The sequence below is a fragment of the Novosphingobium sp. PY1 genome, from assembly GCF_017312445.1.
Classification (GTDB): Bacteria; Pseudomonadota; Alphaproteobacteria; order Sphingomonadales; family Sphingomonadaceae; genus Novosphingobium.
Genome location: NZ_BLTI01000013.1, coordinates 22,509 through 48,405, shown reverse-complemented (window position 1 = coordinate 48,405; position 25,897 = coordinate 22,509). Strand labels below are relative to the sequence as shown.

The following is a 25,897-nucleotide window of genomic DNA, read 5'->3' as shown; positions in this document are numbered from 1 at the left end:
GTCCCATGCTGCTCGCCATTGATGCTGGCAATACCAATGTCGTTTTCGCGCTGTTCGACGCAGGCGAGTTGAAGGGGCGTTGGCGCATCGCCACCGATCCGCGACGTACAGGCGACGAATATGCCGTCTGGCTGATGCAACTGCTCGGCATTCGCGGGATCGACGCCAAGCAGGTCGACACGATCATCATTTCGACCGTGGTGCCGCGCGCGCTCCACAACCTTGAGATTCTGAGCCGGCACTACTTCAATGTCGAGCCTCTGATCGCGGGTCAGGGCAAGGCCAATTACGCCATTGAAATCGACGTGGACGAGCCGCGCTCGCTTGGCGCCGACCGCGCCGTCAATGCGATTGCCGCCCATGCCAAGCATGGCGGAGACCTGATCGTCGTCGATTTCGGGACGGCGACGACCTTCGACATTGTCGATTTCAAGGGCGCGTACAAGGGCGGGATCATTGCGCCTGGGATCAACCTCTCGCTCGATGCGCTGGTCGGCAATACCGCCAAGCTGCCGCGCATTGCCATCGAGCTTCCCAAGACGACCAGCGTTATCGGCCGCAATACCGAGGACCAGATGCTGATTGGCGTCTTCTGGGGCTACGTCGCCATGATGGAAGGCCTGATCGCGCGGATGCGTGCCGAGATCGGCCGTCCCGCCAAGGTCATCGCGACGGGCGGCCTTGCGGTGCTGTTCGATGAGGCGACCGAGATTTTCGATGCCGTCGATCCGGATCTTACGCTCGACGGCCTTGCCATACTTGCCGAAAGGGCAGCATCTAAGTGATACCCGGTAACGAATTGTTGTTTTGCGCGCTCGGCGGCTCGGGCGAGATTGGCATGAACGTCAATCTCTATGGCTGCCAGGGCAAGTGGCTGATGGTCGACCTTGGCATGACCTTCGGCATGAACGAGTACCCGGGCATCGATCTCGTCTTCGCCGATCTCGAATTCATCGAGAATGAGCGCGAGAACCTGCTGGGCATTGTCCTGACCCATGCGCATGAAGACCACATCGGTGCCGTTCCCTACTTCGCCCAGGAACTGGGCGTTCCGATCTATGCGACGCCCTTCACGGCAAAGCTGGTCGCGGCCAAGCTTGAAGAGGCCGGTATTCTCGGCGATGTCGAACTCATCGTGGTGGAAGACCTCGAGCGTTTCGAGATCGGGCCTTTCGGCATTCGCTACGTGCCGCTCGCGCACTCGATCGCTGAAGGCAACGCCCTGCTGATCGATACGCCGTTCGGCCGAATTTTCCATACCGGCGACTGGAAGCTGGACGATGCGCCGCAGATCGGCACCCCGGCGACAAGCGAGGAACTGACGAAGATCGGTGACGACGGCGTGCTGGCGCTGGTCTGCGACTCTACCAATGTGTTCAATCCGAAGGCATCGGGTTCGGAAGGCGACGTCTTCGACGGCCTGCTCGAGGAAGTGAAACGTCACAATGGTCGCCGCGTTCTGGTGACCACTTTTGCGTCCAATGTCGCGAGGCTCCAGACGCTGGGCGAAGTGGCGCGCCGCACCAACCGCAAGCTGTGCGTGGCGGGGCGCTCGCTCGATCGCATCATCCAGACCGGGCAGGCTTGCGGATACCTCACGGATCTGCCCGAGATCGTCGATCCGGAAACGGCGATGGACCTGCCGCGCAGCGACGTGTTGATCGTCGCGACCGGTGGGCAGGGTGAGCCGCGCGCGGCGCTTGCGCGCATTTCCGAAGGCAATCACCCGATCAAGCTGGAGAAGGGCGATGTCGTCCTCTTCTCCAGTCGCCAGATTCCGGGCAACGAGATCGCCATTGGCAAGATCCAGAATCGTCTCGCGGACGACGGTGTCGTGATTGTCACCGACCGGCAGAGCCATATCCACGTTTCGGGCCATCCCGGGAGGCCGGAACTCGAGGCGCTCTATGGCTGGATCCGTCCCGACATTCTTGTGCCCGTGCACGGAGAGATCCGTCACATGCGTGAGCAGGCGAAGCTGGGCCTGTCATGCGGCATTCCCAAGGCGGTCTTCCAGAAGAACGGCGATCTCGTGCGACTGGCTCCGGGGGCACCGGGCAAGTTCGGCGAAGTCCGCTCGGGCCGACTCGTACTCGACGGCGATATCATCGCGCCTGCCGATGGCGAGGCCATCGTGATGCGCCGGCGCATTGCCTTCAACGGTGTTGTCTCGGTTGCAGCCGACCGCAAGGGGAACGTCGAAGTGGCCGCCATAGGCCTGCCTCTGGACGAGGACTATCAGGCGTTCATCGAAGAGGCGCGCAGCGACGTTGCCCAGGCCCTGGCCAAGTCGAAAAAGGCGGATCACGCCGACCGCGTAGAGGCCGCGCGCCTGGCCGCGCGGCGTGCGGCGACCCGTTGGTCGGGCAAGCGACCGCAGGTCCAGGTCCTGCTTCTCGAGAATTGATCGGAGCGGGCCCATGCAATGGACATCGATAGCCGCGATCTACAGCCTGCTGTGGGTCCTCAGCGCCTTTCTGGTCATGCCCATCGGCCTGCGTACGCCCGATGAGGTTGAAGGTCACAAGGTCGAGGCCGGTCATGCGGACAGTGCACCGATCAATTTTCGTCCCGGCCGCATCGCCCTGCGCGCGACGGTCCTGGCCGCGGTGCTGATGGGGCTGTTCTACCTCAACTATATCTATGGCTGGATCGAGGTCGAGGACCTCAACTTCTTCGGCGATCCGCCGGTCAAGGACCTCGGTTACTGAAGGTAACGCAGCAGGGCGGTTCCCTTGTCGGAGATCGCCCTGCCGGTCTTCCGGGCGGGTTCAGTTGCGCAGGCGTTCGATGGCCTGTGCCAAGGCCACGTAGAGCTTGCCCATGTCCGACGAGAGCAGGGTCACGCCCAGCGCATTGCCGTCACGCGTCGAGAGGATCTGGCGCAGGATCGCTTCGAAATCGTGGATGTAGCGGCTGACGTGCTCGCGGAAGGCATCATCGCGCTCGAAGATCTGCTGGATTGCCTTGGCTTCCCCGGCCTCGAGGAGCCGCACCGCACGGCGGGTGAAGATGCCGCGATCGCCCCGCAGGTAGGCCGCCCAGGCCGTGTCCGAAACATCGGATGACAGAGCGTTGGCGATGTCGATGGAATTTGAGTTGAGCGATTCCGTGATAAGGGCGACGCGCCGCGAGAAGTCGTTGTCGACCTGCTCTTCGGCCCGGCTGCGGGCATGGGCAACGCGGTTCTCGAGGTTGCCGACCAGTTCGTCGATCTTGCCAAGCTGGTCGCGCAGCTGGATAGCGGCCTCCCGGGTCGCTCCCGAGGCATGGGCGACGGCCTGATCGAGCTGTCCGGAGACTTCGGCGACGCGCGAACGCATGGCCTTGTCGATGGCCATGGCGCCTTCCTTGCCGAGCTGGTCGGCGACGCTCGCGACTTTCGCCGCGCTCTTCGTCTCTATCGCTTCGATGCTTTCGGCAATCGTTGCGTTGAGGGCCTCGATGGAGGCGCGCAGTTCGGTCCCGGCCTTCTCCGAAGCCTTGGCGGTTGCCTGTTCGATTTCGTCTAGAGCGCTACGCAGCTCGCGCAGCAGCGCGGCGTGGTCGCTGCCCTGCCGATTGATGCCGGCATGGGCCGTGGATAGCGAGGCCATGAGTTCGTGCAGCGCCGTGCCGGTGGCGTCGATCTCGCTGGCAAGGCCTTCGCTGCCGTCTCCGGCCTGCCTGAGGCTTTCGAGGAGGGCGGCCACGCCCTGATTGACGCGGTCGAGACGGTCTTCGGTAATCGAGAGGGCTTCGGGCAGGGCGTTGTGCGCCTGCTTGGCGCTCGCCTGGATGAGCTCCAGCAGCCGGATGCTGTCGTCAGTGAGCTTTTCAACGTCGTTGTCCGTTGCCGCGAGGGTTGCGCGGGCCGAGGTCAACCTTTCGGTCAATGCGGTCAGGCTTGCGCTCAGGACTTCCTCGCCTTGTGCGCTGTCTTCCGAAATGGCCCGCAGGCGCGCTTCGAACCCGGAGAGCTGGCCGGTGATCGCAGCTGCCGTTTCGCGCAGGTTCTCGCTCTGGATGCGATGGTTCTCGAGGCGTTCGGCGATGCCGCTGTCCAGCTCGCCCAGTGTCTCGCGCAGGCGGGCAATCGCGGCGTGTTCCTGTTGTTGCTGGCGTTCGAGACGTTCGGCCGCTTCACCGGCGAGACGGGCGGAGCGCTCCGCGAACTTCTGGTCGAGGCGCATGGCCTCGTTCTCGATACCGGCGAGCCGCTCGGTGAGGCCTTCGAGTGCCTTGCGCTGCGATTGCGCGATGGCATCGCTGACGCCTGCCTGTTCAGTCTGTAGTTCGGCCAGGGACGATTGCAGCCGTTCAACGGCCTTCGTCTCGGCATTGCGCAAGGCGCGTGAGACGACGTCGCTTTCATCGCGCAGGGCCTTGAGGCGGGCACGCAGCGACGTGAGACTTTCGGCCTCGTGGTTGTCGAGCTGGCTGCGCGTGTTGCCAATTTCCTCGCTGAGAGCGGCGGCACGCGTGCGCACGGCGGCAAGGGCTTCGATCTCGTGCTTGTCGAGCTCGGTACGGAACTCCTCGCTCTTCTCGGTCAGCGCGGCGAAGCGCTTCTCGGTCAGGTCCTCGAGTTTCTCGCACTGCGCGGCGAACTCGCCGAGCGTTGCCTCCACGGCGCTGCGCAAGGCTTCGACCTGACGCTCGCTTGCGGTGCCGAATTCGTTCAGGCGGTTGAAGCCGGTGATCATGTCCTCAAGCTGGACATGCGCGGCGCGGCCCGCATTGCCGATGTTGTTGGTGACGTCCTTGGCCGAGCTGGCGATGACGGGAAGCTGGCTGCGCAGCTTTTCCATGTTTTCCAGCGCCGCATGGCTGACCGAGCTGATGGAATCGACACGCGTCCCGTTGTCGCGGATCAGTTCCTCGAGACGCCCGGCGTTCTCCGAAATGCGTTCGGCGGCAATGCGGCCGAGGCTTTCCAGGTCGCGCGACTGCGAGGCGAGGAATTCGCGGGCGAGGCTGAGTTCGCGATTGACCGTGGTCAGGCGTTCTTCGAGCCGCGCGGATTCGCGTGACAGAGACTGCGCGATGTCGCCGAAGCGCTTGCCCTCGCGCGCACTGTGGCGAAGCGCGAGCAGCCAGCAAAGCCCGATCAGCAGGACCGGAACAGCCCATTCGCTAACCAATGTAGGAATGGCCTCAAGGATAACGCCGGGTTGGAACTGGGGAAGGCGGGCGAAGAGGAACAAGGCCGTCCAGCCCGCTGTTGCCAGACCGGCCAGGAGCGGAGCGATCCACGCATTGGAGGCCGCTTCTTCCGGCTCTTCATGATCGCCGACCCAGGCTTCGTCCCAGTGCTCCTGCGCCTGGCGGGGCTGCTCGGCACCCGTTTCTGCGGGTGTAACCTCGGGCGCGGTAGCCTCGGGCTTGTCCGCGTTTGCCTCGTTGCCGCCGGCGCCGAAGGCAATGATCCTGTTTTCTCCAGCCATTTCGATAGAATACCACGAGCCGGGCGGCGATAAACCCCGGTTTAATACATTGCCCATTATCCTGGGGAAATGGCTTACGAATCAGGCGCCCTCGAAGCGACATTGGCTGCTGCGGCAGGCGGAGACGCCGTGCTTTTCGAAGAATTGCGCGCCAGTTTCCTCGAAAGCGTCGCGCGCCAGGTCGACCTGCTCGAACGCGCGCGCTGCGATGGCAACTGGAACCTTGCGGCAATGCGTCTCAAGGGGCTTGCAGCCAGCTTCCATTCACGTGCCTTGCTCGATCTGGCGGAGGAAGCCCTGGAGGCGGCTCCGGGCGAACCCACGGTCGTCAGGCGCCTGAAGGCATTCCTTGCGGAGTTTTCCGCCGATTGATCGCCCGGCGATGCTTGGCACCGACCAAGCCTGTGCCTAAATGGGCGCGCTTCGCTGGAGATTGAAAACTGCGCATCGCTTTGCTTGCCATGACTGAACCCGCGGGAGCGGGACAGGCGTTTCCGCGCGGATTTCTGCGGGTGGCGGGCGTGAGCGTGGCACATCACCAGCTTGGCCTGGCCCTCGCGCTCGACTGCCAGCGTGTCATCTGCATGGCGCGCGGCACTTCGCCCGAACTTCTGGCGCTCCAGCACGCGGCGGAAGATGCCGGGCTGCAGTTCTACATTGCCACGAATGTGCGCCAGCTCAGCGGCCTCATCACGGCCAGCGATGAAGTGCTGGTCGTCACCGAGGGACTTTTCGTCGATCCGGGAAGCGTCACCCACCTGTTCGAGAGCCGCGGGCCGGTGGTGCTGGTCATGCCGGTCGAGAATGCCTTGGCGGCCGGGTTCGAACGGATCGACCTCAACCGCGCGGCGGCAGGGATCATGCGGGTTCCGGGCGAATTGATGGAGCGGCTGCAGGAGCTGCCGCCGGATTGCGACATGATTTCGGCCCTGACCCGGATTGCGCTTCAGTCGGGCATTGCCATGCGCGAGGTGCCTTCAGGGGTACGCATCGGCGCCAACTGGCGTCTGGTCCGCAACGAGGGCGAAGCCGTCGCGGTGGAGGCCGAATGGCTTGCCGAGCAGGTCAGTGACGGAAGGCAACTTTCTCCGGGCGGTTCGGTGGCTCGCCTTGGTGTCCTGACTTTCGGCACATCGCTGCTGCAGGCCGGCAATGCATCGAACATGCTCAGCCTCGGCGCCTTGGGAGCCGTGGGCCTCTCGGCAGTACTGGGCTGGTTCGGACTGGTCTGGATCGCCCTGATTTTCGCGGCGATCGCTGCGCTGCTGGTCGAAAGCAGCCGCCTTTTGCGGCAGGCGGAGCGCCGGGCGCGGGGGCAGATGAGGCCGATCATTCCGCGCGCCGACGCATTGGGCTGGCTGGTCGATATCGAAATCGGTCTGCTAAGCCTTGCAGCGCTTCCGCGCGTTGCCGGGGAATCGTTGATCTCGTGGGCGTTTCCGCCGATCATGCTGGTTCTGCTGGTGGCGCTGATACCCAATAATCTCACCGGTTCTACCGCATCGTGGTTCCGAGATCGGGCACTGCTCGGCGTTATACTGGCTCTTTCCGCGCTCTTCGGGCATGTTCAGATCGTGGTCGAGCTGATCTCGATCGGCCTCGTCCTCGCAGGGTTGATCCTGCCGCTGCGGCGCAAGGACTAACCCGGCTTTAACCAAGGATGGCGTAATACGAGCCGATGATCGATCAAGCTGTTCATTCGGCTGACCGGGACAACGTCGAAGCCGTGCTTCGCGACGAGCTTGCTCGCGGCGATGCGATGGCGGGAAGTGTTCTTCCGATCCTGCGGCACCTTATTACCGCCGAAGACAGCTCTGTCTTCAGTGACGAGATCCTCGCGCGCGTGCGCGGGATGCTGGCCGATCTTGCCAATGCCTTGCTCGATGCGCTGGCGCAGAGCGCAGGTCAGCCCGACCACGCCGTTCATCCGGCCGACAAGGTTTCCCTGCTCACGCGGGCCTTTCTCGAAAATCAGGCGCTTCTGTCGCATCTTCATGCCCTGGCGCTGGAATGGCAGTTGACCGAGCGCCTGCAGTCGCGGCTCGCGCTCGATCCGGTAGTTTCGCCGCTTTTGCAAAGCTTCGTGTCGGCCCGCGAAGGCGCGATGCAGGATCTTGCGATGAAGTTCCTTGCCGCGCAGGCGCGCTGGTGCCAATCGCAGCGGCGCATGAAACTATCGCTGTTCGAATTGCCGGCCGATCTGTTTCATGAAACGCTCGTGACCTTGAGCGCGCGTGCAGGCGATGATCCCGAGTTGATCGAGCGTGCGGCCTTTGCCGAGGCGGCATTGCGGCGCAAGTACAACGAAGGGGGCAGTCGGCTCGGCCTCGCGTCCCAGCTTGTGATGAGTATGTCCGGGGAAGCGGAGGCCTTGCTTTCGGTCGCCAATTCGGGGGCTGCCCTGTTCCTCTCGGGGCTGGCGATCGGCTCCCGGCAGAAGCGCGACGCGGTGGTCCTGTCAACCCATGAGGCGCAACTGGCGCGACTGGCGCTGGCTCTGCGCACTGCAGGCCTGTCGCCCACTGGCGTCGAGCAGCAGTTTCTTGCCCTGCATCCAGACATTACCCTGCCGCAAGGTTTCGACCGGCTTGGCGCGGACAAGGCATCCGTCATCCTCTCGACAGGGCGCATCGCAGGCTGATGCAGGCAGGCGGAACCATTCTCGCCCGGGCGGTCAGCGATCCCGAGGACAGGCTGTTGACGGCCGAAGAGCCGCTAGCCGGACTGCAATTGCGTTGCGGTGGAGATCTCCCGGGAACCATTGCGGTTCCGGAGCTGCTTGAGCTCGTGCGCAAGGCGCGCCGCTATCGCTTTCGACTTGCGCGGGCCATATCGGCCAACGATGGCAGCGATACGATTACGGCCTGGGTCGAGGTCGAACCGCGCGAGGGCGAGGCGGGCGAGACACCCGGCTGCGACATCGTCGTGCGAAACTGGCAATCCTCGCCGCTGCCCTCTGAGGAGATCAGTTTCGCCGAACGCCGGCGGATGATGACCGACCGGCACCTGGCCGAGCTGACGGCACAGCTAGATGGTTCGCAGCGCGTCCTCACCGCAGTGACGGACAGTCCCGACCTCGCGCAAGTGGCTGCACGGATGGAAGAGGGGATCGGTCGGCTCTGGACCGATTTTCTCCCGCCCGAGAATGTGACACACCAGCAGCCGCTGCACTGGCGCCTGCTCGATGGTACGCGCGTGAGCGTGGAAGGTTCGGACCGGCCCTGGCGGATCACCCTGATCCCGCATATCCGGCCGGGTTTCGATCCCTCCGGTTTCGAACTCCTGCTGATCTCCGACGAGCCGCAGGCCGGTGAACTCGAGACTGCGAACCCGATCGAACCTGCCTTGCGGCGCAGTCTCGTCGGGCAGGATCTCTCACCGGTCCTGCGTCAGCCGATTTCGCGTATCATCGCCAATGCCGAGACGATCCGCTCACGGCTCGCCGGTCCGATTCCCGATGCCTATGCGGACTATGCAGGCGAAATCGCCGGTGCGGGCAAGCTGCTGCTGGACCTGCTTGAGGATCTGGCCGACCTCGAAGTCGTGGAATCGGAGAACTTCTCCACGGCGCCCGATCACATCGACTTATCGGAAGTCGCGCGGCAGGCTGCCGGAATTCTCAACGTCCGCGCGCGGGAAAAGGGCATCGTCATCGATGCGCCGCAAGTGGCTGAAAGCCTCCCTGCCGTGGCCGAATTCCGCCGCGTGCTGCAGATCCTGCTGAACCTGATCGGCAATGCCATCCGCTATTCGCCGGAAAAGTCACGCATCTGGCTGAGACTCGAGCCCCTCGGGTCGATGGCTCGCGTCATCGTTGCCGACCAGGGACCGGGCCTGTCTGACGAGCAGCAGGCGCGAGTGTTCGAGAAGTTCGAGCGCCTCGGGCGTAGCGGCGACGGCGGATCGGGGCTTGGCCTCTATATTTCGCGCAGCCTCGCAAGGGCGATGGGCGGCGAACTGTCGGTCGAGAGCGCGCCGGGACAGGGCGCGCGCTTCATCCTCGACGTACCGGCCGACCCTGAAGCCTGAACCCGTTCAGGCCTTGCCGTTGCCGCGGCGAGCCAGCCACACGACGATGCAGCCCACGGCTGCAAGGATTGCGCCGCGAATGGCCCATGTGCGGTCTGCCAGCATGAAACTTTCCGCCGGCCACATGACCACGCCCGTGCCCTGACCGACCCAGAGAAGGCCCATGGCGATGGCCAGCAGGCCCAGGACAAATGCTACGATCCTGATAAACAGCATGAAGATTCCCCCGCCATGTTCCCGAACGGCCTACCTCATCGAGGTGGCCGGATTATGGCGGGTTGGCAAGTTCCGAGGTTCCACTTTCTCCGGCGCCCAAGAAAAAACCCCTGCTTTCGCAGGGGTTTCTCCTGGAGACAGCCCTTGCGGGCGGCCCCGTCCGGCTTGCCGGTTATCAGCGCTGCGAAAGCGGCACGTAGTCGCGCTGCGTCGGGCCGGTGTAGAGCTGGCGCGGACGGCCGATCTTCTGGCCGGGATCCGAGATCATTTCGTTCCACTGCGCGACCCAGCCCACGGTGCGGGCAAGAGCGAAGAGCACGGTGAACATCGTGGTCGGGAAGCCGATCGCCGAAAGGATGATGCCCGAGTAGAAGTCGACGTTCGGGAAGAGCTTCTTCTCGACGAAGTACGGATCGTTGAGAGCGATTTCCTCGAGGCGCAGGGCGGTCTCGAACAACGGATCGTCGACCTTGAGCGCCTCGAACACCTCGCGAACGGTGGACTGCATGACCGTCGCACGCGGGTCGTAGTTCTTGTAGACGCGGTGGCCGAAGCCCATCAGGCGGAACGGGTCGTTCTTGTCCTTCGCACGCTCGATGTAGTGCGGAATCTTGTCCGGCGTACCGATTTCCTTGAGCATGTTGAGAGCGGCTTCGTTCGCGCCGCCGTGTGCCGGGCCCCAGAGGCAGGCAATGCCGGCCGCGATGCAGGCGAACGGGTTGGCGCCCGACGAACCGGCGAGGCGCACGGTCGAGGTCGAGGCGTTTTGCTCATGGTCGGCGTGGAGGATGAAGATGCGGTCCATGGCCTTCTCGACGGCCGGGATCACTTCATACTCTTCCGCGGGCACGCCGAAGGTCATGCGCAGGAAGTTGCCGGTGTAGGACAGGTTGTTGTCCGGGTAGAGGAACGGCTGACCGATCGAGTACTTGTAGGCCATGGCCGCAATCGTCGGCATCTTGGCGATCAGGCGGTGCGAGCTGATCTTGCGGTGCTCGGGATCCGAGATGTCGGTCGAATCGTGGTAGAACGCCGAGAGCGCGCCGACCACGCCGCACATGATCGCCATCGGGTGCGCGTCACGGCGGAACCCGCGATAGAACGTGGCGAGCTGCTCGTGCAGCATGGTGTGGCGGCTGATGGTGAACTCGAACTTTTCGAGCTCTTCCTTGCTCGGCAGTTCGCCGTTGAGCAGCAGGTAGCTGACTTCCATGAACGACGAATTTTCAGCCAGCTGACCGATCGGATAGCCGCGGTGCAGCAGGACGCCTTCATCGCCGTCGATGTAGGTCAGCGCGCTTTCGCAGCTGGCAGTCGAAGTGAAGCCCGGGTCGAACGTGAACATCCCGGTCTGGCCATAGAGCTTACGGATATCGACGACATCGGGGCCGACGCTACCTTTCAGGACAGGGTAGTCGTAGTCCGCTCCACCTGCGGACAGTTTAGCCTGATCACCCACCAGTTCTTACTCCTTATACCTGTGACCCGGCCGGGACTTCGGCCTGTGCGGCAATGCGCGCGAGGCTTTCGTTCCTGCCGAGCAGAACCAATACGTCGAAAATTCCCGGCGAGGTCGTCTGACCCGTCAGGGCTGCCCGCAAGGGTTGCGCGAGCTTGCCGAGGCCCAATTCGAGTTCCCCGGCCATTGCTTTCAGGTTGGCTTCCAATGCCTCCAAAGTCCAGTCGGATTCCCCCGACAGACGCTCGTGAATGACAGCAAGGCGCCCCCGCGCCTCGTCGGTCAGAAGAGCTTGCGCCTTCTCGCTCATCGCGAGAGGACGGGTGGCAAACAGGAAGGCGGCGCCTTCTGCAAGTTCGTTGACGTCCTTTGCTCGCACCTTGAGAACAGGCATGGCCTTTTCGAGCAGGACGGGATCTGCGTCCGCGAAGCCATTGGCCGCAACGAGCGGAAGGACGAGTGCCGCGAGGCGGGCGTCATCCGCCTCGCGCAGGTAGTGTCCGTTGAGATTCTGCAACTTGGCAAGGTCGAAGCGGGCTGGCGACTTGCCGACGTGGGCAATGTCGAACCACTCGACCGCCTGGTCGCGGGCGATGATTTCCTCGTCGCCATGTCCCCAGCCGAGCCGCAGCAGATAATTGAACAGCGCTTCGGGCAGCACGCCCAGCTCATCGCGATAGGCATCGACGCCGAGCGCGCCGTGGCGCTTGGACAGCTTGGCGCCGTCCGGGCCGTGGATCAGCGGTACGTGGCCGTAAGTCGGCACTGACCAGTCCATGGCGCGGATGATGACGAGCTGACGAAAGGCGTTGTTGAGGTGATCGTCGCCGCGGATGACGTGGGATACGCCCATGTCGTTATCGTCGACTACGACAGCCAGCATGTAGGTCGGCGTGCCGTCGGAGCGCAGGATGACGAAGTCGTCGATCTCGACGTTCTGGACCGTGACCTGTCCCTGCACGAGATCGTCGATTACGGTCTCGCCATCGCGCGGGGCCTTGATGCGCACGACGTAGGGGCGATCGCTCGGCCAGGTCGCGGGATCGGCGTCGCGCCATTCGCTGTCGATGCGAAACGGGCGGCGCTCTTCCTGCGCCTTCTGGCGGCGCTCGGCGAGTTCCTCGGTCGTGAGGTAGCAGCGATAGGCGTGACCGGATTCAAGTAATTGGGCGGCCACTTCGGCGTGGCGCTGCGAGCGCGCGAACTGGAATACCGGTTCTTCGTCGCCTTCGAGGCCGAGCCAGGTCAGGCCGTCGAAGATCGCGTCGATGGCCGGTTCGGTCGAACGGGCGCGGTCGGTGTCTTCGATGCGAAGCAGGTATTTGCCGCCGTGATGGCGGGCGAAGAGCCAGTTGAACAGCGCCGTACGGGCGCCGCCGATGTGAAGGTAACCCGTGGGCGAGGGGGCAAAGCGCGTAACGACGGCTGACTGGCCGTTCGATCCGCTCGATGCACTGCCGCTTGCCATTGTAAATCCCTTCCTGTCCAATGTTCGCCATGGCCAGCCAAGCCAAAGCCCGAGATGAAAATAACGCAAGCCGCGGCCTCGCCGGGGGCGCTGCATTGCAGCATCGGCCATGGAACAGCAAGAGCGAGTTGTCGAGGGTTTTGGCGGCCCTGGAGCGATTTCTTTCTGTTGCTGGCTTCGATCGCGGGCCTTGGCTGGTCGTCTCATTCGGCGCGGGAATCGCGGCGTGGTTCGGCCTTCCCGGACCGTTCCATTGGGCCGGATGTGTCGTCGGAAGCAGTGCCATGGCAGCTTTCGCGGCGTGGATCTGGCCGGATCGTGAGCGCTTTCCCCACATGCGAGTGGCAGCCTGCGCAGTTTTTCTCATGTTTCTCGCCGGTTGCCTGACGGTGTGGAGCAAATCGGCGCTGGTGGGACAGGACGCAATCGATCGCCCGGTCTCGGGAATGTTCCTTGGCAAAGTGCTAGGTGTTGAACAACAGCCCGCCGAACAGCGGGTCAGATGGATCGTCGCAACGCGGGAACCGGGCTCGGGGCGGTCGATAAAAGTTCGGCTTAATGTTCCCGACGATCTGGGCGTTGCATCCGTTTCGTCAGGGGCGGTGATTCGCTTTGAGGCGCGGTTGATGCCGCCGGCTCCGCCGATGTTTCCAGGTGGGTATAATTTCGCGCGCACCGCGTGGTTCTCCGGCCTTGCTGCAAGTGGGAGCGTCAACGGCAAAGTCGAGATCCTCAGGTTGGGCGGCAGGGGCGCTATGCTTGAATCTGCGCGTAGCGCGCTTTCCCGACATGTCCGTGCGCGGATGAGCGGTCCGGAAAGCGGGATTGCCGCTGCTCTGGCGAGCGGCGACCGCGGGGGCATCGCAGAGAACGATGCGCAGGCGATGCGCGATGCTGGTCTTGCGCATCTCCTGGCGATCAGCGGTCTTCACGTCAGCGCGGTAATCGGGGCTGCCTATTTTCTCTCGTTGCGGTTGCTCGCGCTTTCGCCCGCGCTGGCCTTGCGGTTCCGGCTCCCGGTGGTGGCGGCGCTGTGCGGTGCTCTGTCCGGGATTGCCTATACCCTGTTGACGGGCTCGCAAGTGCCGACGGTCCGTTCCTGCATCGGGGCGATGCTCGTGCTTGTCGCGCTGGCGCTGGGGCGCGAGGCAATCTCGCTTCGGCTTCTGGCTGTCGCCGGGTTCGCGGTCCTGCTGCTCTGGCCCGAATCGCTGACAGGGCCAAGCTTCCAGATGAGCTTTGCGGCCGTACTTGCGATTGTGGCGCTGGCGACCAGCGGGCCGGTTCGCCGGTTCCTGGCACCGCGAGAGGAATCGTGGCTTTCGCGGCTTATGCGGCAAGCAGCAATGCTGTTCGTAACGGGCTTCGTCATCGAACTCGTCCTCATGCCGATCGGCTTCTACCATTTCCATCGCGCCGGAGCTTATGGCGCGCTGGCCAATGTGCTTGCCATCCCGCTCACGACTTTCGCGGTCATGCCCTGCATTGCCCTCGCGCTGCTGTGCGACATTGTGGGACTGGGCGGGCCGTTCTGGTGGCTGGCGGGGCAGTTCATCGACCTACTGCTGGGCCTCGCGCACACGATCAGTGCGCTGCCCGGCGCCGTTTCGGTTTTGCCTGCCATGGGGACGGGCGGCTTCCTTCTGTTCGTAACCGGCGGCCTGTGGCTGGGCCTTTGGAGCGGGCGCGTGCGGCTGCTGGGACTGGTGCCAGCCTGTTTCGGTATCGTCTGGCTCATCCTGCTCGAGCCGCCGGACATTCTCGTGACCGGCGATGGCCGTCATGTCGGACTGCTCGACGATAGCGGCGATGGGCTCGTCACCTTGCGCGACACCGGCAGCGATTATGTGCGCGACAATCTTCGCGAATTCGCAGGGATCGAAGGCGAATTGACGCCGCTCGCATCGTGGCCGGGTTCGAGATGCAATCGCGACTTCTGTTCGGTACGGATCGATCGAGCCGGTCGCTCGTGGCACTTGCTGATCGCCAGAGGCCGCGACCAGGTGCCGGAGCGGTCGCTGGCAGCGGCCTGCGACAAGGCCGATATCGTCATTGCCGACCGCTGGCTGCCATGGAGCTGCAAGCCGCGCTGGCTCAAGGCCGACCGGACCATGCTGGACAGGACCGGCGGGCTTGCCATCAGGCTGCGCGGCAGATCCGTCGAAACCGTGGCGACAGGGCAGGGCCGCCATGGCTGGTGGAAACCGCGCGGGCCGTGATTTCGGCCCTGTCCGGAGAGTACGCCTTCCTGAAAGTACGCCTCCCGGAGAGCGCGCCTGAAGGTTACGCTTTCCGGGGCAAGCTCAGTGATAGCGGCGCAGCAGCCCTGCGAGCTTGCCCTGAACCTCGATCTCGTCAGGGCCGTAGATCTGCGGTTCGTATGCGGCATTGGCGGGCACGAGGCGAACCATGCCGCCATCGCGCTGGAGATACTTGAGCGTCGCTTCCTCGCCACGAACCAGGGCGACGACGATTTCGCCGTCGCGTGCGGTGTTGGTGCGACGGATCAGGGCAAAGTCGCCATCGAGAATGCCGGCCTCGACCATCGAATCGCCCGAAACCTCAAGCGCGTAGTGTTCGCCCGAGCCGAGCAGGGCTGCCGGAACCGGAAGCATCGACTGTCCTTCGAGCGCCTCGATGGGAACACCGGCAGCGATACGACCGTGGAGCGGAATCTCGATGACGTCGTTCGCCGGTTGGGGCGTGCGTTCGGGTTGCTTGAGCGCGGCAAGCGATTCCTTACCGGCAGGAGCGTCGGCCTTCGTCGCGGGCTTGCTGGTAACGTCTTCGGGCTGGCGCAGGATTTCCAGCGCGCGGGCGCGGTTCGGCAGGCGGCGGATAAAGCCGCGTTCCTCAAGCGCGGAAATGAGGCGGTGCACGCCCGACTTCGACTTGAGGTCGAGCGCTTCCTTCATCTCCTCGAAGCTGGGCGAGATGCCGCTTTCTTCAAGCCGGACCTGAATGAACTTGAGCAATTCATGCTGCTTGCGCGTCAACATCTTCGTTGCCTCTTTCTCTGCGTCCCCGAGCGTTGTTCTGCTTGTGAACAATGAGAGAACAATTAAGCAACAGATTCTGGAACGTCAAGCAATACCGCCATTTTCGAGCAGGAACACCCGCACCGTGTCTCCGGGCGTGGCGGCCGGTGCATGCGCGGGGCGATCGATCAGCACATTGCTGGCGGCAAGGGCGCTGAGTGCACCGCTGTCCTGCAGCGTCATGGGCACCACGCTCTCGCCGTTCCAGTAGCCGCGCAGGAATTCGCGGCGGTGGCCGATGGCTCTGAGCGGTGCGTCCAGAACGGTCGAGATCTGCATTGGCAGCGAACGGTTTGCCCCGAGCATTGCGCGCAGCATCGGCAGGACAAAGAGATAGGCGGTGACCATGCTCGAAACCGGATTGCCCGGCAGGCCGATGATGATCTGTGTGCCGCCGCTGCTGCGTTCGCGGGTGGCAACAAGGATCGGCTTGCCCGGCTTGATGGCGACGCGCCAGAAGTCGAGCCTTGCGCCCCAGCGTTCGAGAGCCGGGCGCACGAGATCGTGATCGCCTACCGAGGCTCCGCCGCTGGTGACGATCATGTCGCAATCGGCGGCCTCGTCGAAAGCGCCGATCAGCGCATCGAGCGTGTCGGTCACGGGCCCGATTCGCTGCGCCTCGACCGGCAGGGCGCTGACCAGCGAGACCAGCATGGCGCCGTTGCTCGCGGGGATCTGGTGCGCAGGGCAGGTCTCCGGATCGGCGGCCAGTTCATCGCCGCTGTCGATCACCGCGACTTTCGGCATGCGGCGCACCGGCAGGTGGCGATGACCCGCGGAGAGGGCCAGTGCGATATGCGCCGGGCCGATGCGGACTCCTTCGCCCAGCACTTCTTGCCCCGCCGTGAAATCCATCCCGCAAGGGCGGATGTGCTTGTGCGGCGGTTCGGGCAGATCGCCGCTGAGGGTAATGCGGTCGTCTTCGCGCCCAAGGTCTTCCTGCAGGATCACGACGCCTGCATCGGCGGGCATGATCGCGCCGGTCGAGATCCGCACGGCCTCGCCCTTTTTCAGCGTGCCGGTAAAGGGGTGGCCTGCGGCGCTTTCACCGATCACCTGCCATGGCCCGGTGAGGTCGCCTTCGATCATTGCATAGCCGTCCATCGCGGAGAGATGGGTGGAAGGCTGGGTGCGCCGCGCCAGCAGCGGTTCGGCCAGGAATCGGCCCAGCGCGCTTTCGACGTCGACGCGCTCGACCGCTAGTGCTTCGGCCAGTGCAAGCAGGCGGGCCTGGGCATCTTCGAGCGGGATCGGCGCGGGACCTGCCATCAGTGCCGGTCCTCCGCGCGCCAGGTCCCGGACTTGCCGCCGCGCTTCTCGATCAGGCGGATGTCGCCGATGACCATGCCCTTGTCGAGCGCCTTGGCCATGTCGTAGATCGTCACCAGCGCCACGGAAACGGCCGTGATGGCTTCCATTTCCACGCCGGTCTTGCCGGTGAGCGACGCCGTCGCCGTGGCCCTGACGGCTTCGTCCTCGAAGCTGAAATCGACATTGATCGCATCGATGGCGAGCGGGTGGCACATCGGTATCAGGTCCCCGGTGCGCTTGCCCGCCATGATCCCGGCGATGCGCGCGGTGCCCAGCACGTCGCCCTTGGGGGCATCCCCGGCGCGGATCGCCGCGAGTGCCTCGGCCGACATCGTGATCCGCCCCGAGGCAATGGCGAGCCGCTGCGTCTCTGCCTTGGCGCCGACATCGACCATGCGCGCCGTCCCGTCCGAATCAATGTGCGTGAGGCTCTTGTTCATCTCAGACCTTGAAATCCTGACGAGGTTTACACGGTTTACACAGTCCAGAAGCACCAGCGAAGCGGCTCCGCAGGACCGGTAAGCGGGCGCTTTCGGGGCCGGGTACATTCGCGCCCATGCCCCATGGATGGCAGATTTCCCGGCTGTAGGACAGGGCGGGCTTCCCGATTGCATCGGCCCGAAGTTTATCCTTCGAGCAGCGCCCGCGTTGCCGCCTCGACATCGTCATGGCGCATCAGGCTTTCGCCAACGAGGAAGGTGCGCGCGCCGCACTGCGAGAGACGCTGCAGGTCGGCATGGCCGTTGATGCCGCTCTCACTGACGAGCAGCGTGCCTTCCGGTGCGAGCGGGGCGAGCCGCTCGGTCGTGGCGATGTCGGTGACGAAGCGCTTGAGGTCGCGGTTGTTGACGCCGATCAGGCGCGATTTGAGTCGGGCCGCGCGCTCCATCTCATGCTCGTCGTGGACTTCGACGAGGCAGTCCATGCCGCGTTCGAGCGCGGCCGCCTCGATCTCGGCCATCAGCGTATCGTCCAGCGCGGCAACGATGATGAGGATGGCGTCGGCCCCGATCGAACGCGCTTCGGCGACCTGCCAGGGATCGACCATGAAGTCCTTGCGGATGACCGGCAGCGAGACCGCGGCGCGCGCCGCGACGAGATAGTCCTCATGGCCCTGGAAGTAAGGTGCATCGGTCAGGATCGAGAGGCACGCCGCGCCGCCCTTTTCATAGGCGACGGCATGTTCGGTCGGGCGGAAATCCGGGCGGATCAGGCCCTTCGACGGGCTGGCCTTCTTGATTTCCGCGATGAGGGCGAACCCGCTCTGGGCCTTGCGGCGTAGCGCCGCCTCGAAGCCGCGCGGCGCGCTCTGGCCGGCAGCCTTCGCGTCGAGCGCGGAAAGCGAGGCAAGGGGCTTGCGGGCGGCGACTTCCTCGCGCTTGGTATCGCAGATCTCGGTGAGCTTGTTGGACATGGCGGGCCTTCGGTGCCTGATGCGGTTCGGTAGGGGCGGGAAGCGGCGCTACTTGAGCGCGTCGATCCAGCAGTTGAGCAGGGCATTGGCGAGGCCCTTGTCGATGGCCTCGGCAGCTTCCTCGACGCCTTCCCGCCAGGTCTTTGCTTCACCGGCGATAACAAGCGCACCGGCCGCGTTGAACAGCACGGCATCGCGATAGGCGCCCGCTTCGCCCATGAGCAGGCGGCGCAGGGCCTGGGCGTTGTACTGCGGATCGCCGCCGCGAATGGCATCGACCGGCGCGACTGGCAGCCCCGCGTCGGCGGGCGAAACGCGGCGCATGGCCAGTTCGCTGCCGGTCACTTCCGCAACTTCGTTGCCGCCTGCAAGGCTGAGTTCGTCGAGGCCTTCATCGCCGGAGACGACGAGCGAATGCTCGGTGCCCAGGCGAAGGATCGCCTCGGCATAGATCGGCACGTAGGCGGGCCGGGCAATGCCCACGAGCTGGCGGCGGACCTGCGCCGGATTGGCAAGCGGGCCCATCAGGTTGAAGATCGTGCGGCGCCCCAGCTTCTTGCGCAGCGGCATCAACCGCCCAAGCGCCGGGTGGTGGCGGGCGGCGAAGAGGAAGCAGATGCCAAGGTCGGCCAGTGTCGCCTCGGCGGTCTCTACGGCGCGGTCGAGATTGAGACCGAGCGCCTCGAGCGTGTCGGCGGCGCCCGCCTTGGAACTGGCCGCGCGGTTGCCGTGCTTGGCGACCGGCACGCCGCAGGCGGCAACGACCAGCGATACGGCGGTCGAGACGTTGAGCGTGTGATGACCGTCACCGCCGGTTCCGCATACGTCGATGGCATTGGCGGGGGCGACGATGGGGACCATCCGTGCCCGCATGGCGCGTGCGGCGCCCGCGATCTCGCCGGCATTCTCGCCCCGCTCGGAAAGTGCGACGAGAAACGCGGCGATGTCCGCCTCGGGCACGTCGCCGTCAAGGATCGCGGCGAAGGCGGCTTCGGCTTCGGCTTCCTCGATCGGATGGCCGGGATCGGGCAGCGTCATGCGACGGCCCTGGTCTCGATGCCGCACAGGCGCAGGAAGTTCGCCAGCATGTCGTGCCCGTGCTCGGTGGCGATGCTTTCCGGGTGGAACTGCACGCCGTGGATCGGCAGGCTTGCGTGGCGGAAGCCCATGACGTGGCCATCGTCGGAGCGGGCGTTGACCAGCAGCGTCTCGGGAATCTCCTCGACGATCAGAGAGTGATAGCGCGTCGCGGTGAAGGGCGAGGGCAGCCCCTCGAACACGCCGGTATTGTCATGCGTCACCGGCGAGGTCTTGCCGTGCATCAGCCCGCCGCGCACGACCCTGCCGCCGAAGTACTGGCCGATCGACTGGTGACCCAGGCACACGCCGAGCAGCGGCTTTCCGGCATCGGCCGCCGCACCGACGAGGTCGAGGCTGATGCCTGCCTCGTTCGGGGTGCAAGGCCCCGGCGAGATGAGGAAGCCCTGCGCCCCACTCGAAATCGCCTGTCCGGCCGAGAGCGCATCGTTGCGCACGACTTCGACCTCTGCCCCCAGCTCCATCAGGTAATGGACGAGGTTCCAGGTGAAGCTGTCGTAGTTGTCGATGACGAGGATCATGATTTGCCCTTTGCCCTTTTCTCGACGACGATCAAGGGGCCGAGCGGAGGTCCGCCATCGACGCGGCCCATGTGCGGATCCCACAGGGAAGAGACGCTGCCGTCGAGGAACAGCGCATTGGGGCAGTCCAGCGCGTCGCGGAAATAGCGGGCGAGCCTGCCGAAGGAGATCGGTTCGTCGGAAATGACGAAGTGCGCGTTTCCTTCGCGGTCGACGCCCACGCCATTGCGCAGCTTGAGCGACTGGCCGTCGGGCGCGATGCGGGGATGCAACTTTCCGGCGATGACCAGCATCGGCCCCGACTGGGTGCCGAACTGCGGGCGGTGCGAGACGCTCTGGGCAAAGTCCTCGCTGGTGCGAACGGCCCAGTGGCCGTCGGTATCGCCATAGAACACGCCGTTGGGCAGAAGGTGGAAGTTGCCGTAGCCCTCGTTGCGGTTGAGCGTGTGCAGGCGATTCCCGTCCTCGACGTAGTAGCCGATCGGCTGCCCTTTCTCGTCGAACATGCCGCCGTTCATCGCAAAGGCGACTTCATGGCTCATTTCCGGCCGGTCGACCGCGAGCTGGGAGAGGCTGCGGTAGGGCACGCCACCCTTGGGGCCCAGAACCATGTGGATGGTGTGGCGGCCCGGCTCTGCGGTGCAATGGGTGAGCGATGCGCCCTCGAAGCTGGCGGCCTCGCACGGCGGCGGCGGTGGCGCCGCGGCTTCCTGCTTCGCATCGCCCGAGGAGCAGGCGGCGAGCAGCAGCGCCAGCAGCAGGGCGGGCGCCGTACGGGTCACTGCCCGAAGCCCGGCTCTCCTGCGACGCGGACCGCTTCGCGCGCGGCAGCGAAAAGGGCGCCGGACTTGGCTTCGCATTCGCGCTGTTCGTAGGCCGGGTCGCTGTCGGCAACGATGCCCGCGCCCGCCTGGACGTGGAGCACGCCGTCCTTGAGCACGCCGGTGCGCAGGACGATGCACGAATCGACCGAACCGTCGGGCGCGAAATAGCCGACGCCGCCGGCATAGGCCCCGCGCGTTTCGGGTTCGAGTTCGGCGATGATCTCGCAGGCATGGACCTTGGGCGCGCCCGAGACGGTGCCGGCCGGGAAGCCGGCGAAGACTGCGTCGATGGCATCGTGCCTGGCGGTGTCGAGCCGGCCGACCACGTTCGAGACGATGTGCATCACGTGGCTGTAGCGCTCGATCGTGTAGCTGTCGGTCACTTCGACGGTGCCCGCCGCAGCCACGCGGCCGACGTCGTTGCGCCCCAGGTCGAGCAGCATGAGGTGTTCGGCGCGTTCCTTGGGATCGGCCAGCAGGCTCGCCTCGTTGGCCTTGTCCTCGGCCGGGGTCTTGCCGCGCGGGCGGGTGCCCGCGATCGGGCGGATCGTGACTTCGCCGTCACGCACGCGCACGAGGATTTCCGGGCTCGATCCGACCAGCGCAAAGCCGGGCAGGTCGAGGAAATAGAGGAACGGCGATGGGTTCACCCGGCGCAGCGCGCGGTAGAGCGCAAGCGGCGGCAGCGGGAATTCGCAGGTGAAGCGCTGGGCCAGCACGACCTGGAAGATGTCGCCGGCCTGGATGTACTCCTTGGCCCTGAGCACCATCGCCTTGTAGTCGTCGGCCGCCATGACCGGCGTTGGCTCTGGTATTGCCAGGTCGGGCTGGGCCGGAGCGAGCGTGGCGGGCACCGAGAGGCGGCGCAGCGCCTCGTCGATGCGCTCCGCGGCGGCTTCGACCACGCGATCCGGCGAACCGGCGTCGGGCCAGACCGGCGCCACGCAGAACAGCTCGTCGCCGAGGCGATCGAACACGAGGATCAGCGAAGGCCGCACGAACAGCATGTCGGGCACGTCGAGGCTGCTTTGCGGCGCGCGCGGCAGCTTCTCGACAAGGCCGATGGTCTCGTAGCCGAAATAGCCGACGAGGCAGGCGAGCGCCTTGGGCAGTTCGGCGGGCACGTCGATGCGGCAGGTCTCGACGAGGTTGCGCAGTTCGGAGAGGCTGTCGCCGGGCAGGGCCGCGAAGGCGTCCTTGTCGGACTGCCACTTGCGGTTGATCTCGCAGCTGGCGCCGCTGGCACGGAACACGAGGTCGGGATCGAGGCCGATCAGGCTGTAGCGCCCGCGCACTTCGCCGCCTTCCACCGATTCCAGCAGGAAGTCGCCGCGACCGTCCTCGAACAGCCGCAGGGCCGCCGCGACCGGCGTCTCGGTATCGGCGACCAGCTTGCGCCAGAGCAGGGCGGGGCGCCCTTGCTCCAGTTGCTGCCGGACCGTGTCTCTATCCGCTTCGCGCTGCATCGTCGTTCCTGCCTGCGCTTACTGGGCCGAACCGGTGCCGGCGAGTTCGTCGCGCACGGCCTTGATCGCGGCGGCATTCTTGGTGACGCCCACGTCCTTGCGGATCGCCTTGCCGAGTGCGTCGGCATAGGCCTGGCCGAGCTGCTGGCCGAGTTCCTTCTGGGTATTGGCGACCAGATCGTCGGAATCGATCTTGGCGGGGTCGATCTTCTTGAGGGCCACCACGAACCAGCCGCGTTCCTGCGGGGCGGCCTGCACCTTCACCGTGTTCTCGGCCATGTGGAACATGAGCGAGATCGGTGCCGGGACCTGGCGGCCGTTCTGGATCGCGGCGGTCAACGTGGGACGCGACATAGTGACGGGCTGGATCGGCGGCAGGCGCTTGCCGACCGACGCCATGGCCTTTTCGAGCGCGGTGCCCTTCTTGACCTCGGCCTGGACCTTGAGCGCGGCGGCCTTGGCGGCCTGCGAGCCCTTGTCCATCGACCAGGCGACTTTCACGTCATCCTTGATCTCCTTGAGCGGAGCCGGCGCGGACGCGTCGATCTCGCTGACGTCGTAGATCATGAAGGTCTTGCCGCGTTCGACTTCGGCGACCTGCGGCTGCTCTTCCTCCATCGAGAAGGCGGTCTTGAGCACCGGGGCGATGACGTCGGGCGCCTTTTCGCCGGGCTTGAGATAGACCTGGCCGTCGGCGGTGATGGGCGCAGTGGTCTGCACCTCGATCCCGAGCGACTTGGCGACTTCGATCAGGTTGGCCCCGTCGGCGAACTTGTCCTCGAGGCTGGCGAGTTCGTCGGTGAAGGCGGCGCGGCGCTTTTCCTGCTCGATCTGCTTGGCCAGTTCGTCCTTCACTTCGGCAAGGGTGCGGGCAGGCTTTTCCTGCTTTTCCTCGACGCGGATGACGTGCCAGCCCAGCGGGCTCTTCTGCGGCACGGCGAGCTTGCCGGTATCGGCGGCGAAGACGGCATCGGCGACGGCCGGCGAGAACTGCTCGCTCAGATCGGTCTTGCTGAAGAATTCGAGCCTGGCGGCCGACAGGCCCTTTTCCTTAGCCGCCGCTTCGAGCGACTTGCCGCCGTTCACTTCGGCGACGATCGCCTTGGCAGCGGCCTCGGTCGGCACGATCAGCTGGGTAATGCGGCGCTTGTCCTGCGCGGCGTACTGCGCCTTGTTGGCATCGTAGCGTGCGGCGATTTCCTTGTCGGTCGGCGCGGCGGGAGCCTTGATCGCGTCTTCACCGAAGGTCGCGTAACGGATCACGCGGCGCTCGGGCCGGATGAATTCGTTGATGTTGTCCTTGTAGAAGGCCTGGATCTCGATGTCGGTCGGGTCCTTCTCGGGCATGAAGGCCGAGGAGGGGAAGGCTGCGATCGTGCCGGTGCGGCTCTCTCCGAGCAGCGAAGCATAGCGCCTGGCGGCATCCTTCGACATCACCGCGCCATACTGCGCCGGAACCAGCAGCTGCTGCGAGACGAGGCCCTGGGCGATGTCCTCGCGCAGGACCTTCTCGGTCAGGCCCTGCTGCGCGAGCGCCTGGCGGAAGGTGTCCTGGCTGAACTTGCCGTCAACGCCCATGAAGCCGGGGATCTGCGTGATTTCGCTGTCGATCAGGCGATCGCCTGCAACGACGCCGTGCTTCTTGCCGAAGACGAAGAGCGCTGTGCGGTCGATGAGATCGTCGAGTACCTGCTCGACCCCGCCTTCCGCCACCATCAGTTTCATGGTTGCGGTGGGTTGATTGCGTTTCACGCGCTCCAGCGCGGCGCGGGCCGACTGCGTCAGCTGCGGGGCGTCGATACTTTCCTTGCCCACGGTTGCGACCTTCGTTCCGCCGCCGAGGCCGGCCGAGGAACTGAGGCCGGCGATATCGCCGCTGGCGAATGCGAGCGCGATAACGACGAGCATGATCAGCGCGACAGCCGCACCGATCTTGGATTTGAGCATTGAACGGAAGAAAGTGAGCATGGATCCGTGCCGATCAGCGATGACTTGAGCGAAAACGAAGGTTTCGCAGGAAACGGCCGCAGGCTTTAGGGGCGCTTGCGCGTTACTGCAATGCCGACTCGCATGCGATTGCTTGAGCGACACACAGGAAAGTTTTACCTGAACGAAGGCTGCATGTGTTTTGACAATGGTGGTCTGCCTGTCCTAGCTGCGCCGCGCAAGCGGAGCGGCGATTCTTTGGCTGGACCGAAGGCGGCGCTGCGCACTTGATGAAATCAAGGGTTGGAAATGGCTGGACTGCCTTACATCGTCGGTAACTGGAAAATGAACGGCACGCGCGCGATGCTCAACGAGGCGCGCGCGATTGACCGGGCGGCGGCACGCTTTCCCAAGGTGCAGGTCGCGGTCGCGCCGCCGGCGACGCTGATCTATCGCACGCGCGACGCAGCGGCCATCATCGGCGTGGGCGGGCAGGACTGCCACGCCGAAGAAAGCGGCGCCTTCACCGGCGACATCTCGGCGCAGATGCTCAAGGACGCAGGCGCGGACTTCACCATCGTCGGCCACTCGGAGCGCCGCACGCTCCACGGCGAAAGCGATGCTGACGTCAAGGCCAAGGCGGAGGCTGCGCTCGGTGCGGGTCTCGGCGTGATCCTGTGCGTGGGTGAAACCGAATCCCAGCGCGATGCCGGCGAGGCCGAAACGGTCGTCGGCGCCCAGCTCGAGGGTTCGTGCCCGCGTGTCGACGGCGCACCGGAAAAGCTTTCGGTCGCTTACGAACCGGTCTGGGCCATCGGCACCGGCCGGGTGCCTTCGGTTGAGGACGTGGCCGCGATGCACAAGGCGATCCGCGCAAAGCTCGTCGCGCTTTACGGCGAGGGCGGTGCGGACGTGCGCATTCTCTATGGCGGCTCGGTAAAGGCCGACAATGCCGCGGAACTGCTGGCCGTGCCCGAAGTGGGCGGCGCGCTCGTCGGCGGGGCAAGCCTGTCCGCCGAGAGCTTCCTCGCGATCGTCGGCGCAGCCGCTTCGCTGGACGCGGACTGATCGATAAAGTGCTGCAGGGCCCGGCATTGATGGCCGGGCCTTGCGAAAACCCGTTGACGGGTTGCGCCGCGAAGGCGTTGCGCCTATCTGCGCGACGTGTGATGCGGGCTTGATGCTCCCCAGAAGGCTGAGACTGAGATGTTCCTTTTCCTGACCGTCCTCCAGGCGCTCATTGCAGCGGCGCTTGTCGGTGTGATCCTGATGCAGAAGTCGGAAGGCGGCGGTCTGGGCGTCGGTGGCGGCAGCCCCTCGGGCCTGATGTCCGCGCGCGGCGCAGCCAACTTCCTGACCCGCGCGACTTCGGTTCTGGCCGTTCTCTTCGTGGTCCTGAGCATCATCCTGGCAGCGCTTGCCGTCGATGTGACCACCGGCCGCGATATCGACACTTCGCTTGAGCGCGGCGCTGCTGCGCCGACGGCTCCGGCACAGCCGGCCGATCCTCTTGCCGGCGCGGCGAATCCCGCCGCGGCACCGGCCCAGGGCGATGGCGCTGCGCAGCAGGCGCCGGCCGACGATCCGCTTTCGGGTGCTGCCAAGCAGTAATTCCGAGGCATTTCCCGTAACCGAAATGCCGTCTGGCAGTGGCAGGCGGCATTTCATGTAGTATTGACCTGTGGATTCAGGCTCTGGGCG

The 25,897-nt window shown here is 65.0% G+C and carries 23 protein-coding genes and 1 pseudogene; 11 read left to right on the top strand and 13 right to left on the bottom strand.

Features of this window, described 5'->3' with window-relative positions:
• Window positions 1-5: 5 nt before the first annotated feature.
• From J3474_RS18210 to J3474_RS18200, 3 genes are read left to right on the top strand one after another with little or no spacing between them, the layout of a single operon-like run.
• A complete protein-coding gene (locus J3474_RS18210; RefSeq protein WP_013833764.1) occupies window positions 6-785 on the top strand; it encodes a type III pantothenate kinase in 780 nt (259 codons plus the stop codon).
• Entirely contained in the window at window positions 782-2,407 is a 1,626-nt protein-coding gene (locus tag J3474_RS18205) for a ribonuclease J (RefSeq protein WP_007015114.1), read from the top strand. The genes J3474_RS18210 and J3474_RS18205 overlap by 4 nt, the downstream gene beginning before the upstream one ends.
• Before the next feature lie 13 nt (window positions 2,408-2,420).
• On the top strand, window positions 2,421-2,711 hold the full coding sequence (locus tag J3474_RS18200; protein ID WP_207095147.1) for a DUF1467 family protein: 291 nt from the start codon (window positions 2,421-2,423) through the stop codon (window positions 2,709-2,711).
• Between the two features lie 60 nt (window positions 2,712-2,771).
• Here J3474_RS18200 and J3474_RS18195 read toward each other — a convergent pair whose 3' ends face one another.
• Window positions 2,772-5,426: an ATPase gene (locus J3474_RS18195; RefSeq protein ID WP_207095146.1), complete on the bottom strand. Its 2,655-nt coding sequence runs from the start codon at window positions 5,424-5,426 to the stop codon at window positions 2,772-2,774.
• A gap of 69 nt (window positions 5,427-5,495) precedes the next feature.
• Between J3474_RS18195 and J3474_RS18190 the strand changes: the two genes are divergently transcribed.
• From J3474_RS18190 to J3474_RS18175, 4 genes are all read left to right on the top strand, one after another.
• Entirely contained in the window at window positions 5,496-5,798 is a 303-nt protein-coding gene (locus J3474_RS18190) for a hypothetical protein (protein ID WP_013833761.1), read from the top strand.
• An 89-nt stretch (window positions 5,799-5,887) separates the two neighbouring features.
• Window positions 5,888-7,069 carry a hypothetical protein gene (locus J3474_RS18185; protein WP_207095145.1) on the top strand — a complete coding sequence of 394 codons (1,182 nt, stop codon included), beginning with the start codon at window positions 5,888-5,890 and terminating at the stop codon, window positions 7,067-7,069.
• 35 nt (window positions 7,070-7,104) lie between these two features.
• Window positions 7,105-8,067, top strand: coding sequence for a hypothetical protein (locus tag J3474_RS18180; RefSeq protein ID WP_207095144.1), 963 nt, complete (start codon window positions 7,105-7,107; stop codon window positions 8,065-8,067).
• Complete coding sequence (locus tag J3474_RS18175) at window positions 8,067-9,455, top strand: sensor histidine kinase KdpD (protein ID WP_207095143.1); 1,389 nt, start codon at window positions 8,067-8,069, stop codon at window positions 9,453-9,455. The genes J3474_RS18180 and J3474_RS18175 overlap by 1 nt, the downstream gene beginning before the upstream one ends.
• A 6-nt stretch (window positions 9,456-9,461) precedes the next feature.
• On the opposite strand, the gene J3474_RS18170 is transcribed toward J3474_RS18175, so the two are convergent.
• From J3474_RS18170 to gltX, 3 genes are all read right to left on the bottom strand, one after another.
• Window positions 9,462-9,671 carry a hypothetical protein gene (locus tag J3474_RS18170; protein WP_041559020.1) on the bottom strand — a complete coding sequence of 70 codons (210 nt, stop codon included), beginning with the start codon at window positions 9,669-9,671 and terminating at the stop codon, window positions 9,462-9,464.
• Window positions 9,672-9,846: 175 nt separating this feature from the next.
• Window positions 9,847-11,130, bottom strand: coding sequence for a citrate synthase (locus J3474_RS18165; RefSeq protein WP_207095142.1), 1,284 nt, complete (start codon window positions 11,128-11,130; stop codon window positions 9,847-9,849).
• Window positions 11,131-11,143: 13 nt separating this feature from the next.
• A complete protein-coding gene (gene gltX / locus J3474_RS18160; RefSeq protein ID WP_013833756.1) occupies window positions 11,144-12,598 on the bottom strand; it encodes a glutamate--tRNA ligase in 1,455 nt (484 codons plus the stop codon).
• 20 nt (window positions 12,599-12,618) lie between these two features.
• Here gltX and J3474_RS22920 point away from each other — a divergent pair.
• Window positions 12,619-13,308, top strand: a pseudogene (locus J3474_RS22920) (DUF4131 domain-containing protein); the annotation flags it as partial.
• A 93-nt stretch (window positions 13,309-13,401) separates the two neighbouring features.
• The gene (locus J3474_RS22795; protein WP_242528496.1) at window positions 13,402-14,817 is read left to right on the top strand and encodes a ComEC/Rec2 family competence protein; all 1,416 of its coding nucleotides are present in this window, start codon (window positions 13,402-13,404) and stop codon (window positions 14,815-14,817) included.
• 84 nt (window positions 14,818-14,901) lie between these two features.
• Here the strand turns inward: J3474_RS22795 and lexA are convergent, their stop codons facing one another.
• The 9 genes from lexA to J3474_RS18110 all read right to left on the bottom strand — a co-directional run bounded on the left by lexA (window position 14,902) and on the right by J3474_RS18110 (window position 24,238).
• Window positions 14,902-15,597, bottom strand: a complete 696-nt coding sequence (gene lexA, locus J3474_RS18150; protein WP_207095140.1) for a transcriptional repressor LexA — start codon at window positions 15,595-15,597, stop codon at window positions 14,902-14,904.
• Window positions 15,598-15,681: 84 nt separating this feature from the next.
• The gene (locus J3474_RS18145) at window positions 15,682-16,905 is read right to left on the bottom strand and encodes a molybdopterin molybdotransferase MoeA (RefSeq protein ID WP_207095139.1); all 1,224 of its coding nucleotides are present in this window, start codon (window positions 16,903-16,905) and stop codon (window positions 15,682-15,684) included.
• Window positions 16,905-17,387, bottom strand: coding sequence for a cyclic pyranopterin monophosphate synthase MoaC (gene moaC / locus J3474_RS18140; protein WP_007015127.1), 483 nt, complete (start codon window positions 17,385-17,387; stop codon window positions 16,905-16,907). Before moaC ends, J3474_RS18145 begins: the two co-directional genes overlap by 1 nt.
• A 185-nt stretch (window positions 17,388-17,572) precedes the next feature.
• Entirely contained in the window at window positions 17,573-18,361 is a 789-nt protein-coding gene (trpC, locus tag J3474_RS18135) for an indole-3-glycerol phosphate synthase TrpC (protein WP_207095138.1), read from the bottom strand.
• A 48-nt stretch (window positions 18,362-18,409) separates the two neighbouring features.
• Complete coding sequence (gene trpD, locus J3474_RS18130) at window positions 18,410-19,399, bottom strand: anthranilate phosphoribosyltransferase (RefSeq protein ID WP_207095137.1); 990 nt, start codon at window positions 19,397-19,399, stop codon at window positions 18,410-18,412.
• Window positions 19,396-19,980, bottom strand: a complete 585-nt coding sequence (locus J3474_RS18125) for an aminodeoxychorismate/anthranilate synthase component II (protein WP_207095136.1) — start codon at window positions 19,978-19,980, stop codon at window positions 19,396-19,398. Before J3474_RS18125 ends, trpD begins: the two co-directional genes overlap by 4 nt.
• On the bottom strand, window positions 19,977-20,762 hold the full coding sequence (locus J3474_RS18120; RefSeq protein WP_207095135.1) for a phosphodiester glycosidase family protein: 786 nt from the start codon (window positions 20,760-20,762) through the stop codon (window positions 19,977-19,979). Before J3474_RS18120 ends, J3474_RS18125 begins: the two co-directional genes overlap by 4 nt.
• Window positions 20,759-22,270 carry an anthranilate synthase component I gene (trpE, locus tag J3474_RS18115; RefSeq protein WP_207095134.1) on the bottom strand — a complete coding sequence of 504 codons (1,512 nt, stop codon included), beginning with the start codon at window positions 22,268-22,270 and terminating at the stop codon, window positions 20,759-20,761. The genes J3474_RS18120 and trpE overlap by 4 nt, the downstream gene beginning before the upstream one ends.
• A gap of 18 nt (window positions 22,271-22,288) precedes the next feature.
• Window positions 22,289-24,238, bottom strand: coding sequence for a SurA N-terminal domain-containing protein (locus J3474_RS18110; RefSeq protein ID WP_207095133.1), 1,950 nt, complete (start codon window positions 24,236-24,238; stop codon window positions 22,289-22,291).
• A 267-nt stretch (window positions 24,239-24,505) separates the two neighbouring features.
• On the opposite strand from J3474_RS18110, the gene tpiA reads away from it, so the two are divergent.
• Together tpiA and secG are read left to right on the top strand one after the other, a co-directional pair.
• Window positions 24,506-25,264 (top strand): triose-phosphate isomerase, encoded by a 759-nt coding sequence (gene tpiA, locus J3474_RS18105; protein WP_013833747.1) that lies wholly within the window; start codon window positions 24,506-24,508, stop codon window positions 25,262-25,264.
• A gap of 138 nt (window positions 25,265-25,402) precedes the next feature.
• On the top strand, window positions 25,403-25,807 hold the full coding sequence (gene secG / locus J3474_RS18100; protein ID WP_207095132.1) for a preprotein translocase subunit SecG: 405 nt from the start codon (window positions 25,403-25,405) through the stop codon (window positions 25,805-25,807).
• Window positions 25,808-25,897: the final 90 nt, after the last annotated feature.